Below are 15,087 nucleotides of genomic sequence, written 5' to 3'. Positions count from 1 at the left end.
TGACTTCGTATGTTGTCATTCGTTATAGTGAAATCATGGGGTGAATGCCCTGATTTTTAGAGTGAAGGGAATGGAATGAACATGCAAGGAAGAGTGAAATGGTTCAATGCAGAAAAGGGATTTGGGTTTATTGAGCGTGAAGATGGTGATGATGTGTTTGTTCATTTTTCTGCTATTCAACAAGATGGATATAAGTCGTTAGAAGAAGGGCAACAAGTTGAATTTGACATTGTAGATGGAGCACGTGGGCCACAAGCAGCTAATGTTGTAAAACTGTAGGAATATCGTTTTTGGGAAGAGAAAGCTGCGTTTGTGGCAACGTTATATATATGTAGAACCTCTTGTTTTTTGCAAGGGGTTTTTGTTATGAATTGAGTTGTCAAAAAGTTGTTTCTTTTCTGTAACGAATTGTCCACAGTTATATTCGTTATTCACGATGTTAATAGGATAAAATAAAGATAGAAACGATGCATCTTTTCATTTCAACAAAAAACGATAAAAAAATCGCAATTCCACTAATTTTTTTTAAAAAGTTAGAAGGAGTTTTTAAGCCAGTGTCGAAATTATAGTACATAGGCTTGAAAGGAGGAATTCATCTATGAAATTCAACATTCGTGGTGAAAATATTGAAGTAACTCCAGCATTAAAGGAATATGTAGAGAAAAAACTAAGTAAGTTAGAGCGTTATTTTGATACATTCCCAGAGATTAAAGTTAATTTAAAAGTATACTCTGACAAGCAACGTGTCGAGGTAACAATCCCATTTACTGATTTATTACTTCGTGCAGAAGAAACTAATAGCGATATGTACGCTGCTATCGATTTAGTAGTTGATAAACTTGAGCGACAAATTCGTAAACATAAAACAAAAGTAAATCGTAAGTTACGTGAGAAAGGTTCTATAAAAACGAACTTTATCCTTCCAGAAGCAGTAGCTGTCCTGGATCAGGTAGAAGAGGATGAACTAGAACTTGTACGTACAAAACGATTCGATTTAAAACCGATGGACGTTGAAGAAGCGATCCTACAAATGGATATGCTGGGACATAATTTCTTCGTCTTCACAAATGCTGATACAAATGAAACTAATGTTGTATATGGCCGTAAAGATGGGAAATATGGTTTAATCGAAACTAAATAATAATTCAAAAGCGCAGCCGAAATGGCTGCGCTTTTTTTGCTGAAAATAGATTTTCAAAAAAAGTTTTCTTAATTTAGAACGAGACATTCGGCCGATTGTTGTCATAGTTATAAGACAAGTGTTACAATTATCATTAGGTATATACATTTTAGTTTTTTTAATTAGGAGAAAAATTGGCATAACATACATTTGATTTTTATAACGACTGATTGTAATAGAGAAAAAGAAAAACAATCGGAAGTTTTATTTTAATAAAAAGAGGAGCGTATTTCCTATGATCGGTATTTTAAAAAAGGTATTTGATGTAAATCAACGCCAAATTAAACGTATGCAGAAGACAGTTGAGCAAATTGATGCATTAGAGCCATCTATTAAGCCATTAACTGATGAACAATTAAAAGGGAAGACGCTTGAATTTAAAGAACGTCTAACAAAAGGTGAAACAGTAGATGATCTACTACCTGAAGCTTTTGCGGTTGTTCGTGAAGCTGCGACTCGTGTTCTTGGAATGCGTCCGTATGGCGTACAGTTAATGGGTGGTATTGCCTTACATGAAGGGAATATCTCTGAGATGAAAACGGGTGAAGGTAAAACGTTAACATCTACATTACCTGTATATTTAAATGCGTTAACAGGAAAAGGTGTTCACGTTGTTACAGTCAATGAATACTTAGCACAACGTGATGCGAGCGAAATGGGACAACTTCATGAGTTCCTAGGCTTAACAGTAGGAATTAACTTAAACCATATGTCACGAGAAGAGAAACAAGAGGCTTATGCTGCTGATATTACGTATAGCACGAATAACGAGCTTGGATTCGATTACTTACGTGACAACATGGTGTTATATAAAGAGCAATGCGTTCAACGTCCACTTCACTTTGCTATTATCGATGAAGTCGATTCTATCTTAGTCGATGAAGCACGTACGCCACTTATTATTTCTGGACAAGCTCAAAAATCAACAGAGCTATACATGTTTGCAAATGCATTCGTTCGTACATTAGAAAATGAAAAAGAATATTCATTTGATGTGAAGACGAAAAATGTAATGTTAACAGAAGATGGTATTACGAAAGCTGAGAAAGCTTTCCATATTGAAAACTTATTTGATTTAAAACATGTAGCACTTCTTCACCACATTAATCAGGCGCTTCGTGCACACGTTGTTATGCATCGTGATACAGATTATGTTGTACAAGAAGGCGAAATTGTAATTGTAGACCAATTTACTGGTCGTCTTATGAAAGGTCGTCGTTATAGTGAAGGTTTACACCAAGCTATCGAGGCAAAAGAAGGCGTAGAAATTCAAAATGAAAGTATGACGCTTGCGACAATTACGTTCCAGAACTACTTCCGTATGTACGAAAAGTTATCTGGTATGACTGGTACAGCTAAAACAGAGGAAGAAGAATTCCGTAGCATTTATAATATGAACGTTATCGTAATTCCAACAAATAAACCGATTGTCCGTGATGACCGTGCTGATTTAATCTTCAAATCAATGGAGGGTAAATTTAATGCTGTTGTTGAGGATATTGTAAATCGTCATAAACAAGGACAACCTGTTCTTGTCGGTACAGTTGCAATTGAAACATCAGAGCTTATTTCAAAAATGTTAACGCGTAAAGGTGTACGTCATAACATTTTAAATGCGAAAAACCATGCGCGTGAAGCAGATATCATTGCAGAAGCTGGTATGAAAGGCGCTGTAACGATTGCGACGAACATGGCGGGTCGTGGTACGGATATTAAGCTCGGAGAAGATATTAAAAACGTTGGTTTAGCAGTTATCGGTACAGAGCGTCACGAAAGTCGTCGTATTGATAATCAGTTACGTGGTCGTGCTGGTCGTCAAGGGGACCCTGGTGTTACGCAGTTCTACTTATCGATGGAAGATGAATTAATGCGCCGCTTCGGTTCAGATAACATGAAAGCAATGATGGATCGTCTTGGTATGGATGATTCTCAGCCAATCGAAAGTAAAATGGTTTCTCGTGCAGTAGAATCTGCGCAAAAACGTGTAGAAGGAAATAACTATGATGCACGTAAGCAGTTACTACAATACGATGATGTACTTCGTCAGCAACGTGAAGTTATTTACAAACAGCGTCAAGAAGTAATGGAGTCTGAGAACTTACGCGGCATTATTGAAGGTATGATGAAATCTACAGTAGAGCGTGCGGTTGCACTTCATACACAAGAAGAAATTGAAGAAGATTGGAACATTAAAGGTCTTGTTGACTACTTAAATACAAACCTTCTGCAAGAAGGAGATGTGAAAGAAGAAGAGTTACGTCGTCTTGCTCCAGAGGAAATGAGTGAGCCGATTATCGCGAAATTAATAGAGCGTTACAATGACAAAGAAAAGCTTATGCCAGAAGAGCAAATGCGTGAGTTCGAAAAAGTTGTTGTATTCCGTGTTGTAGATACGAAATGGACAGAGCATATTGATGCGATGGATCACCTTCGTGAAGGTATTCATTTACGTGCTTACGGTCAAATCGATCCACTTCGTGAATATCAAATGGAAGGATTCGCAATGTTCGAATCAATGATTGCTTCTATTGAAGAAGAAATCGCTCGTTACATTATGAAAGCTGAAATTGAACAAAACTTAGAGCGTCAAGAAGTTGTTCAAGGTGAAGCAGTTCACCCATCTAGCGATGGCGAAGAAGCGAAGAAAAAGCCAGTTGTAAAAGGTGACCAAGTGGGCCGCAACGATTTATGTAAATGTGGTAGCGGTAAAAAATATAAAAACTGCTGTGGTATCGGGAAGTAATACAGGGCAGTAGTTCAGGCCGCTTTGCAAACTTTTATATCAAAAATGTATAATTAAGAAGGATTAAACTCTCTCCGTCATAAGTGGAGAGAGTTTCCCTTATTTTCATGCGAAAGTAACAGCAATTACATAGAGGTGAAGGAAATGGAATTAGTAGAAATTAGACAGGAATTAGAGAAAATGGCTAAGAGATTAGCGGCTTTTAGGGGGTCTCTTTGACCTCCCTACTAAGGAGAAACAAATTGCAGAATTCGAAGAGAAAATGATGGGTGCAGGATTTTGGGATGACCAACAAGGCGCACAAGCTGTAATTAACGAAGCAAATGCACTGAAAGATATGGTTGGAAAGTTCCGTCAGTTAGATGAGACATTCGAAAACTTAGAAATCACGCATGAGCTTTTAAAAGAAGAGTATGATGAAGATTTACATGAGGAGCTTGAATCAGAAGTAAAAGGCTTAATTCAAGAAATGAATGAGTATGAACTTCAGTTATTATTAAGCGATCCGTATGATAAAAATAACGCGATTTTAGAATTACACCCAGGTGCTGGTGGAACAGAGTCACAGGACTGGGGTTCTATGTTACTACGTATGTACACACGTTGGGCTGAAAAACGTGGCTTTAAAGTTGAAACAGTTGACTACTTACCAGGTGACGAAGCTGGTATTAAGAGTGTTACTTTATTAATTAAAGGTCATAACGCTTACGGTTACTTAAAGGCAGAGAAAGGTGTACATCGTCTTGTACGTATTTCACCATTCGATTCTTCAGGCCGTCGTCATACATCGTTCGTATCTTGTGAAGTTGTACCTGAATTCAATGATGAAGTTGAAATTGAAGTGCGTACGGAAGACTTGAAAATTGATACGTACCGCGCAAGTGGAGCTGGTGGACAGCACGTTAATACGACAGATTCAGCAGTTCGTATTACGCATACACCGACAAATACGGTTGTAACGTGTCAGTCAGAGCGTTCTCAAATTAAAAACCGTGAGCACGCGATGAAAATGTTAAAAGCGAAATTATATCAAAAGAAATTGGAAGAGCAACAGGCACAATTAGATGAGATTCGTGGAGAGCAAAAAGAAATCGGATGGGGTAGCCAAATCCGTTCTTACGTATTCCACCCATATTCTCTTGTGAAAGACCACCGTACAAATACAGAGGTTGGTAACGTGCAAGCAGTTATGGATGGAGAAATTGATCCGTTTATTGATGCTTACTTACGTTCTCGCATTTAATAAGCGAAAAAAAGCCAACAAAATTGTTGGCACATGCTGAGGATATAGAGGATATAAAGAGTATTATTTTATTTATATGGATGAGGTACAGAGGAAGAGGAGTTGGAAACGACAACTTCTCTTTTTGATGGGATTATATGTAGTATACAGTGTTGTATATTGTTTTGTAAAAAGTAGAGAATAGTAAAACAGAGCGGCAATAGAGTAATACTTTATACAGAACTTTTCTGATTTCCCGTTCAAAAAGGATTCTTTATAGAAGTTTATAAGTTGTTCACAGAATTGAAACATCTTATAAAAGCTTTATATTATTGGGGTTCTCACTGTATTTTTGAAGAATATGAAATATACCTTAGTTTTTCTATATAAAGATAATGCTTATAATGAAAATGAGTGTGTTAGGAATGAAAAGAATATCAACAATGGGGAGCGATAGAAGTGAAAAAGAAATTGTTGGCTATTGCGCTAGGAACATCAGTCGTTTTTGCTTTAGGAGCGTGTGGAAATAAAGAAGAGAGTAAGTCTTCGAACCAGTCTGCAAGTACAGACAGTGCAGAACAAATTTTCCAAAGAAGTTGTGCTGGATGTCACGCAACAGATTTATCAGGGGCAACTGGACCTGATTTGAGAAAGGTAGGCGGTAAGTACGACGCTGCAGATATCGAAGAAATTATTAAAAAAGGTCGCGGTTCAATGTCACCAGGACTTATTCAAGGTGAAGATGCGAAAAAAGTAGCTGAATGGTTAGCTGAACATAAATAAGAAGGGTAAAATGGACGAGTTGATTCATATAGTCAACTCGTTTCCCTTTTTGGGGGATGTAACATAACTGTAACAAAAATGTATCCGAATTGGAAACCGTTTGATGTTACAATGGGGTTTGTAGAATTTTGCTGAAATATATTACATAGAGTAGTATTGCTTAGAAACAGAGTATAAGTAGACTACCTTCAACAAGAATGGTTAAGCGGGAATAAAAGGCTATCTTTTATTTTCAAATGTACAGAAAAGTATTTCGAAAAAAATCATTAAGTATTGGGTGATAAATAATGATAAAAATGACGAATGTTTATAAGGAGTACCCGAATGGTATGAAAGCCATTGCTGGTCTCACAGTTAACATTAAACAAGGTGAGTTTGTATACGTAGTTGGACCGAGTGGAGCCGGAAAATCTACATTTATTAAAATGATGTATCGTGAAGAGAAGCCATCTACAGGATCAATTAATGTAAATGGACTTGTCATTGAAACATTGGCAGAAAGAGATGTTCCATATTTCCGTCGTCAATTAGGCGTAATTTTCCAAGATTTTAAATTACTACCTAAATTAACGGTATATGAGAATGTTGCGTTTGCCTTAGAAGTAATTGAAGAAGAACCAGATGCAATTCGTGAGCGTGTAACAGAAGTTTTAGGTCTTGTAGGTCTTGAAGATCGTGCAGACGCACTTCCAGGTGAACTTTCAGGTGGAGAGCAACAACGTGTTGCGATTGCGAGAGCGATTGTAAATCGACCAAAGGTTGTAATTGCCGATGAGCCAACAGGTAACTTAGATATTGAAACAGCTCTAGATATTATGAAGATTTTTACTCGCATTAATGAGCGCGGTACAACAATTGTTATGGCGACGCATAATGCAGATATCGTAAATACAATTCGTCATCGTGTAATCGCGATTGAAGGCGGAAAAATTGTTCGAGACGAGATTGAGGGAGGATACGGATATGAAGGCTAAGACCCTTAGTCGACATTTGCGAGAAGGTGTAAAAAATCTATCCCGTAACGGATGGATGACGTTTGCTTCTGTTAGTGCAGTAACAGTTACATTATTACTTGTAGGTGTCTTTTTAACAGCCATTATGAATATGAACCATTTTGCGACGAAGGTAGAGCAAGATGTTGAGATTCGTGTACACATTGATCCAGCAGCAAAAGAAGCTGATCAAAAGAAATTAGAAGATGATATGAGTAAGATTGCAAAAGTAGACTCTATTAAATATTCTTCTAAAGAGGAAGAGCTAAAAACCTTAATTAAAAGCTTAGGCGATAGCGGAAAAGCGTTTGAGTTATTTGAACAAGATAACCCACTGAAAAACGTATTCATTGTAAAAGCAAAAGAACCAACAGATACAGCAACAATTGCGAAAAAGATTGAAAAAATGCAGTTTGTAAGTAACGTTCAATACGGTAAAGGTCAAGTTGAAAAATTATTTGATACTGTAAAAACAGGACGTAATATCGGGATTGCACTAATTGCTGGTCTTTTATTCACAGCGATGTTCTTAATCTCTAACACAATTAAAATTACAATTTATGCTCGTAGTACAGAAATCGAAATTATGAAACTTGTAGGTGCAACAAACTGGTTTATTCGTTGGCCGTTCTTGTTAGAGGGATTATTCCTAGGAGTATTGGGATCAATTATTCCAATTGGTCTAATTCTTGTTACGTATAATTCACTGCAAAGTGTGTTTAACGAAAAACTTGGCGGAACAATTTTCGAGCTTCTACCATATAGTCCTTTCGTATTCCAATTAGCTGGTTTACTAGTATTAATTGGGGCTTTAATCGGTATGTGGGGAAGTGTAATGTCAATTCGTCGTTTCTTAAAAGTATAAAAAGTTGCAAACATAATTCGTACAAGCTTATCATATAGTAGAAATAGGTAAAGGCATCACACGCTGTGTGATGCCTTTTGCTACACCACCTGTGTGTTTTGGAAAGGGGAATTCCGCATTGAAACGTAGAGTTGCAATTATTGGAATGGTTGTTGCATTTTTAATTGGTGCTGGCGGAATGTTTGCAGGTATGTCTTTATTTGGGGTTAACCCAGCAGAAGTGACGCAAACAATTTCGAGTGGAAACGCTAGCACTGCGCAAGGGAATTTGGCAAAAATTAATGAGGCGTATGCACTAATTGATTCACGTTATGTGGAAGACGTGAAGGATGACAAGTTAGTCGAAGGTGCAATACAAGGTATGTTGTCTACGCTGAAGGACCCTTATTCCACGTATATGGATAAAGAAACGGCTAAACAGTTTAGTGAATCGCTTGATCCTGAGCTAGAGGGGATTGGGGCTGAGGTGAACAAAACGGACGGTAAGCTTATTATCGTATCACCAATTAAAGGCTCACCGGCAGAAAAGATTGGAATTAAACCGAATGACCAAATTTTATCTGTAGATGGAAATAGTGTGAAAGATTTATCACGTGAAGAAGCAGTATTAAAGATTCGTGGTAAAAAAGGAACGACTGTCGCGATTGAAATTAAGCGTGCAGGAGTAGCTGATCCGATTGTATTTAAAATTAAGCGTGAAAAAATTCCGATCTTCACAGTGTTTAGTTCTGTGAAACAAGAGAGCGGAAAAGATATCGGTTATATGCAAATCACTTCCTTTGCTGAAAATACAGCGAAAGAATTTAAGGATCAGTTAAAAGAGTTAGAGAAGAAAAACATAAAAGGCTTAGTTATTGACGTGCGTGGTAATCCTGGTGGCTACTTAAATAGTGTAGAAGAGATACTAGGGGAAATTATGACGGATAAAAAGCCGATGCTACAAGTAGAGCAACGAAATGGTGAGAAGAAGAAATTCTCTACGGAATTGAAAGAGAGAAAATCATATCCAATTTCAGTATTAATTGATAACGGAAGTGCTTCTGCTTCAGAGATTTTAGCGGGTGCGCTAAAAGAGGGAGAAGGATACGATTTAATTGGTGAAAAAACGTTTGGTAAAGGTACTGTTCAACAAGCCGTTCCATTTAAAGATGGCAGCAACATCAAATTAACGATGTTTAAATGGTTAACACCGGATGGAAACTGGATTCATAAAAAAGGAATCGCGCCAACCGTAGAAGTGAAGCAACCGGATTATTATCATGCGACACCAATTCAAATTGAAAAGACACTTTCATACAATTCAAATGATGTACAAGTAAAGCACGCGCAGGAAATGCTTAAGAGCTTAGGATATGTACCAGGACGTGAAGATGGATACTTTAGTAAAGAGACAGAATCAGCGCTGAAAGCATTCCAAAATGCGAATGAGATGGAAGCGACAGGACAGCTAGATAAAAAGACAGCTGAGGCGATTCAAACGAAAATTATTGAAAAAATCCGTTCTGGAGAAAACGATCTACAATTACAATCAGCATTAAAATTAATAGCGAAATAAAAAAATACAGGCAGTTTGCTGCCTGTATTTTTTTGTGTTAAACAAACGTTTGTCCAGTTATGATAATATAAAAAGAAAGAATGATATAAATGGTGGTGAATGGGTTCGTGGAGGCATGGATTTTTGAAATAATGCGGGCAGTTGGACGTTTTTTCTTACACCCTGCTGTCTATGTATTTTTAATAAGTAGTATCTTCGTTGGATACTTACGTATGTTAAGAGAACGAAAGGATTTTTCCTTTAAAGTTTATGATATTTGGTTTGAACTGCGAACATCTCTATTTGCGGGAGTTGGATACGGATTAATTGTATCTATTATTACAATTGGACTTGGCCTTGTTGTTTCCAAAGCGAGCTTATGGGTCATCTTACTTTGGACGTTATTATTTGGATTAACTGCTATGTATCGATATTTATCAGCAGCTTATACATTTAGTATCGCAATTGTATGCGTTCTATTATCTTCTAAGCTACCAGTTTCCTTCTTACAGCTTGGAGAAGGTGAAGAGAGTACGATTGTATCTCTTGCTATTTTGCTAGGCGTCATGCTCGTTGTAGAGGGCTTATTGATTTCTAAAAATGCAGTAGGATATTCTACGCCGAAGGTTAGGAAGGGTAAGCGTGGGCTAAAGATTGGTTTACACGAATCCAAGCGTTTATGGATCATTCCTATTTTTATTCTTGTACCAGGTGATGCGGTAACGCAGTTTATTTCATGGTGGCCTGTCGTTTCAATCGGTTCTGATACATATTCTCTATTCCTCGTTCCATTTTTAATTGGATTTATGAGAAGGATCAGAAGTTATGAGCCGACGGAAGCTTTATTATTTACAGGAAGACGTGTCTATGGCTTAGCAGCACTTGTGCTCGTTTTAGGAATCGCAAGTTATTGGTGGCATGTATTTGCAATTATCGCGATGGGAGTCGCAATGCTTGGGCGTTTCACGATTTCCATGCAAGAAAAAATTTCTGATGAGACAAGACCAGCGTACTTCGCTGCACGTAATGATGGGCTCGTTGTATTAGATACAATCCCGAATACAATTGGTGCAGAGCTGAATTTACTACCTGGAGAAATTATTACGAAAGTAAATGGAGTCGTTCCAAGAAGTGCTGAGGAATTTTATGATGCGCTTCAAACGAAGACGACAGGGGCGTTTTGTAAATTAGAAGTATTAGATACAAATGGTGAGCTTCGTCTTGCTCAAACGGCGTTGTATGCTGGGGGACACCATGAATTAGGTGTTGTGTTTGTTCAGCAGGAGCATGAGTGGGATTCGGAAGCGATGTAATAGAAGTGAGGGTGTCACCTTGTGGTGATGCTCTTTTTTTGTATGAGGGGGCGGTAGTTAGTATATGAAATTTATATCAGCGATTATTGGAATATATCAGCGCAACTGAAAATATATCGGCGATTATTCAAGTATATCGACTTTCCGGCAAAAAACGACAACTAGCGTAAACCTTATTTTAGTTTCGTAGTCGAATCACTTGAATAATTATTTGATAATGGTTATCATTTAGGGAGTCTTTTGAATTTTGGAAAATGGAGGGAAGATATGCTACGTAAATTTTTTTCTTACTATAAACCGTACAAAGGTTTATTTATACTCGACTTTTCTTGCGCAGTTATCGCAGGATTACTAGAACTTGGATTCCCACTTATCGTAAATCAATTTATTGATAAGTTATTGCCAGGACAAAACTGGACGCTTATTTTATGGGCTTGTTTCGGTTTACTTGCAGTTTATATGTTAAATGCAGGCTTGCAATATGTCGTTACATATTGGGGACATATGCTTGGTGTTAACATTGAAACGGATATGAGGCAGAAATTATTTGATCACATTCAAAAGCTATCATTCAGATTTTTTGACAATAATAAAACAGGTCATTTAATTTCACGTCTTACGAACGATTTAATGGAAATTGGGGAAATTGCTCACCACGGGCCAGAAGATTTATTTATCGCTGTAATGACTTTAGTTGGGGCATTCTCATTTATGATGATGATCAACTGGAAGTTAGCGCTATTAACGTTCTTCGTCATTCCATTCCTATTATGGTTAGCACTTTACTTCAACAAAAAAATGACAGGTACGTTTAGACGTTTATTCTCAGACGTTGCTGATTTCAATGCATGTATTGAGAATAACGTTGGTGGTATCCGCGTTGTACAAGCATTCGGAAATGAAAAGTTTGAGAAAGAGCAATTTGCTGTGAATAATGCTCGTTTCCGTACAACGAAATTAATGGCGTATAAAATTATGGCGCTAAATTCGTCAATTAGTTATATGCTCATGCGTCTCGTAACGCTCTTCGTCTTAATATGCGGTACATGGTTTGTTCTGCAAGGTGAATTAACGTACGGTGGATTTATCGGATTTGTTCTATTAACGAATATTTTCTTCCGCCCAATTGAAAAAATTAATGCGGTAATCGAAAGCTATCCGAAAGGGATTGCCGGTTTTAAGAGGTATGTAGAGCTTCTTGAAACAGAGCCTGATATTGTAGACTCTAAAGATGCAATGGAAGTGAAGCATGTACATGGCGATATTCAATATAACAACATTACGTTCGGATATGAAAATAAAGAACCAATTTTAAATGACATTAGTTTGAAAATCCATGCAGGTGAAACGGTTGCGTTCGTTGGACCATCAGGCGCTGGAAAAACGACGTTATGTAGCTTATTACCACGTTTTTATGAGCAATCATCTGGATCGATTCAAATTGATGGTATTGATACGAAAGATATGACGTTATCTTCACTTCGTAAGCAAATCGGAATTGTGCAGCAAGATGTGTTCTTATTCTCAGGAACGATACGTGAAAATATTGCTTACGGAAATTTAAAGGCGTCAGAGGCTGAAATTTGGCAGGCGGTAAAACGTGCGCAGCTAGAAGACCTAATTTACTCACAACCAGACGGTTTAGATACTGTTATCGGTGAGCGCGGCGTGAAACTTTCAGGCGGACAGAAGCAACGTCTAGCGATTGCCCGTATGTTCTTGAAAAACCCGCCAATATTAATTTTAGATGAAGCGACTTCTGCACTAGATACAGAGACGGAACTAGCAATTCAAAAATCGCTTGCAGAATTAGCAGTTGGCCGTACAACATTAGTGATTGCGCATAGACTTGCAACGATTAAAAATGCAGATCGCATCGTCGTTGTAAATAAAGACGGTATTGCAGAGCAAGGTTCACATGATGAATTAGTTGAACGTGGCGGAGGATATAGTAGGTTATACGAAGCTCAGTTTAGTTCGTAAATATAATTTGGACTGAATTAGTGCACCATAAGTAGGTGAAAATCTCATATGGGAGGCTATAACAGTAAATAAGAATCTATAAAAAACTATAAAAATTTACAATTACAGGTTTTATATTTTACAGAATTCAACCTATAATATTTTCAGGTGATGAAAAGGGGGAAAAGGATGAAAACAACACGTACTTGTAAAATCAATTCTATTACAAAAGAACAAACGGAAGCTTTAATTACTTTGATCCGTACGTTCGAAAGTGCAAAACGATATAGTTTTAATCGTTTGATTGAGGGCGAAAACGAGAAAGAATTGATAAAAAAACTACAACCTAAATATTTATTAAATAAACGTTTTTGTGAAGATGCGATTTTACAAGCGCAAACGATCCTTTTCTCTCAAAAAGAACTTCTTCCTGTTTACCTAGAAAACAATCAAAAAAAGTTAGAAAAGACGTTACAAAAAATAGATGATTATGAACGCGGCAAAAAAAGACCTAAACAAGTTTCATTAGAAACTTGTTTAATTGGTTTAAGAAAACGAAAACAAAAATTAGAACAAAGAATTGAAACGTATGCAAAACATATTAAAAATAAAACATTACCTCCTATTATTTTTGGTGGGCGGAAAAATTTCTATGAAAGAATGAAAAACAAGATATCCAATCAAGAATGGAAAGATTTGCGGACACGACAATTATATTCTCGCGGAGATAAAAGCAAAAAAGGGAATTTGAACATGCGCATTACAGTTGATGACTGTGGGCAAGGATGGTTAGAAATTGCAAATCCATTAGGACGAACAAATGGAAAAACAAAGAGCCCCCGAATCAAAGTTCCGATTATGATTCCATATCGTTTTTATCATCAAATTACAAATGGCGTTATGGGAAAGCAAATCGGTGTAAATCCAAAAGGAAAACCGATTATAGAGCATCAAAAATATAGTGTGGAAATCATTCGTAAACAAAATGAATTTTATGTAAATATTACGTTTGATGAAACAGAAATAGGTCGTGTACTAGATTTCAAGGAAACACCACAATCAGATGTAATTGCAGGAATTGATGTAAATCCGGACCGCATTGCAGTTAGTTTATGTACAAAACAAGGTAATTTTAAAGGTTCAAAAATTTTTTATCTACACAATCTGAATACATTTTCAACAAACAAACGCGCAACGATAATTGGACAAATCGTACAACAAATTAAAAAATGGTTATTGGAAAACAATGTAGGTGGAATTGTTTTAGAAGATTTAAAGTTTCAACAATCTCATGATACTGATAAATACAGTAATCGTAATTTCCATCAATTTACGTATAAAAAGATGTTGAACAGTTTAATTCGTATGGCTCTTCGTAACGGATTTTCTGTTAAAACAGTAAACCCCGCTTATACAAGTGTGATCGGAAAATTAAAATACAGTAAAAATTTCGGTATTAGTGTTCATGAAGCAGCCGCATTCACGATCGCAAGACGTGGATTAGAATTGCAAGAACAATTACCACAAGAAATTATATTATTATTAAAAAACCAAATTACAACAAAACTGCGTATTCTTGTTGCTTCCATGGAAGAAAGTAAAAAGAATACGCAAAAAGTATATAAAAAATGGTTACAAACAATTCAAACGTGGAAAGAATATCATAATTGGAAATTGTGGAGCATTCTTCACAAAACTGTTTATATGAACAATCAACAATTCGTATTTAAAATTTAAATGAGAAGGGGGGTACTGGTTTATTTCTTATAACCTCTTGCATACTACTGACTTGGATGAATGGTAGTATGCAAGGACAGATCGTTCCTAACAGGAACCTGCCGTCATTCTTTCACAATAGGTGGATGAAAAGGTCACAACCCTTACGGACAGGAAAAAGGTGAGATTCCTTTTCGGTAGTTGGCATTTGACTTGGTTCGCCAACAATTTATAGATTTTTATAAGAATTTTAAACCAGGCTATAAAGTATGATTGTAACAACAACGTCTACAATTCAAGGAAAAGAAATTATTGAGTATATCGATATCGTCAATGGAGAAGCGATTATGGGCGCGAATATCGTTCGTGACCTTTTCGCTTCTGTCCGTGACGTTGTCGGCGGTCGTGCTGGCGCTTATGAAAGTAAATTAAAAGAAGCGCGCGACATCGCGATGGAAGAAATGAAAACTTTCGCAAGACAAAAAAATGCGAACGCAATTGTTGGTATCGACGTGGATTACGAAGTAGTTCGCGAAGGGATGCTAATGGTTGCTGTAAGCGGGACTGCTGTCCGAATATAAAGTAAAAAGCCGTGCTGATGCACGGCTTTTTGTTGTTATGTCTAATATTTCTATGTCGAAGTTCCAATATTTCTTGGGAAATGCGGAAGGCCCTGTCGATATATAGGGAAGACATTAGAGCGCTTCTTTACATTCGTGGATTTGAACTAATAATGTTTCGTATTCTTGTTCGAGAGATTTGATGTCATCATTTTTG

At 36.9% G+C, this 15,087-nt stretch carries 12 protein-coding genes and 1 pseudogene; 12 read left to right on the top strand and 1 reads right to left on the bottom strand.

Going from position 1 to position 15,087, the window contains the following annotated elements; translation table 11 throughout:
* The first annotated feature begins 81 nt into the window (after positions 1-81).
* The 12 genes from cspC (at position 82) to ATN06_RS26275 (ending at position 14,891) form a co-directional block, all read left to right on the top strand.
* Positions 82-279 (top strand): cold shock protein CspC, encoded by a 198-nt coding sequence (gene cspC, locus ATN06_RS26335; RefSeq protein ID WP_001990088.1) that lies wholly within the window; start codon positions 82-84, stop codon positions 277-279.
* Between the two features lie 319 nt (positions 280-598).
* The gene (gene hpf / locus ATN06_RS26330) at positions 599-1,141 is read left to right on the top strand and encodes a ribosome hibernation-promoting factor, HPF/YfiA family (protein ID WP_060632875.1); all 543 of its coding nucleotides are present in this window, start codon (positions 599-601) and stop codon (positions 1,139-1,141) included.
* A gap of 274 nt (positions 1,142-1,415) precedes the next feature.
* Positions 1,416-3,923: a preprotein translocase subunit SecA gene (gene secA, locus ATN06_RS26325; protein ID WP_060632874.1), complete on the top strand. Its 2,508-nt coding sequence runs from the start codon at positions 1,416-1,418 to the stop codon at positions 3,921-3,923.
* Positions 3,924-4,067: 144 nt separating this feature from the next.
* Positions 4,068-5,166 (top strand): peptide chain release factor 2 gene (prfB, locus tag ATN06_RS26320; RefSeq protein WP_097950802.1). Its coding sequence is split into 2 segments (ribosomal slippage): positions 4,068-4,139 and positions 4,141-5,166, totalling 1,098 coding nucleotides; the frame shifts between segments, so codons are not numbered across the junction.
* A 438-nt stretch (positions 5,167-5,604) separates the two neighbouring features.
* Positions 5,605-5,928, top strand: a complete 324-nt coding sequence (cccB, locus tag ATN06_RS26310; protein ID WP_000727972.1) for a cytochrome c551 — start codon at positions 5,605-5,607, stop codon at positions 5,926-5,928.
* A 287-nt stretch (positions 5,929-6,215) separates the two neighbouring features.
* Positions 6,216-6,902, top strand: a complete 687-nt coding sequence (gene ftsE / locus ATN06_RS26305; RefSeq protein WP_088115946.1) for a cell division ATP-binding protein FtsE — start codon at positions 6,216-6,218, stop codon at positions 6,900-6,902.
* Positions 6,892-7,785: a permease-like cell division protein FtsX gene (gene ftsX, locus ATN06_RS26300; RefSeq protein WP_060632872.1), complete on the top strand. Its 894-nt coding sequence runs from the start codon at positions 6,892-6,894 to the stop codon at positions 7,783-7,785. Before ftsE ends, ftsX begins: the two co-directional genes overlap by 11 nt.
* A gap of 70 nt (positions 7,786-7,855) precedes the next feature.
* A complete protein-coding gene (locus ATN06_RS26295; RefSeq protein WP_002073557.1) occupies positions 7,856-9,340 on the top strand; it encodes a S41 family peptidase in 1,485 nt (494 codons plus the stop codon).
* Between the two features lie 107 nt (positions 9,341-9,447).
* Positions 9,448-10,632 carry a PDZ domain-containing protein gene (locus tag ATN06_RS26290; RefSeq protein WP_140350415.1) on the top strand — a complete coding sequence of 395 codons (1,185 nt, stop codon included), beginning with the start codon at positions 9,448-9,450 and terminating at the stop codon, positions 10,630-10,632.
* 267 nt (positions 10,633-10,899) lie between these two features.
* Positions 10,900-12,615 (top strand): ABC transporter ATP-binding protein, encoded by a 1,716-nt coding sequence (locus ATN06_RS26285; protein ID WP_060632870.1) that lies wholly within the window; start codon positions 10,900-10,902, stop codon positions 12,613-12,615.
* A gap of 168 nt (positions 12,616-12,783) precedes the next feature.
* A complete protein-coding gene (locus ATN06_RS26280) occupies positions 12,784-14,331 on the top strand; it encodes an IS200/IS605 family accessory protein TnpB-related protein (RefSeq protein WP_060632869.1) in 1,548 nt (515 codons plus the stop codon).
* Between the two features lie 248 nt (positions 14,332-14,579).
* Positions 14,580-14,891, top strand: coding sequence for a heavy metal-binding domain-containing protein (locus ATN06_RS26275; protein WP_000637523.1), 312 nt, complete (start codon positions 14,580-14,582; stop codon positions 14,889-14,891).
* Between the two features lie 114 nt (positions 14,892-15,005).
* Here ATN06_RS26275 and ATN06_RS29735 read toward each other — a convergent pair.
* Positions 15,006-15,083 (bottom strand): annotated as a pseudogene (locus tag ATN06_RS29735) (macrolide transporter); the annotation flags it as partial.
* Positions 15,084-15,087 lie beyond the last annotated feature (4 nt).

The sequence above is a fragment of the Bacillus thuringiensis genome, assembly GCF_001455345.1.
Classification (GTDB): Bacteria; Bacillota; Bacilli; order Bacillales; family Bacillaceae_G; genus Bacillus_A; species Bacillus_A thuringiensis_N.
This window is presented reverse-complemented; position numbering and strand designations above follow the sequence as displayed.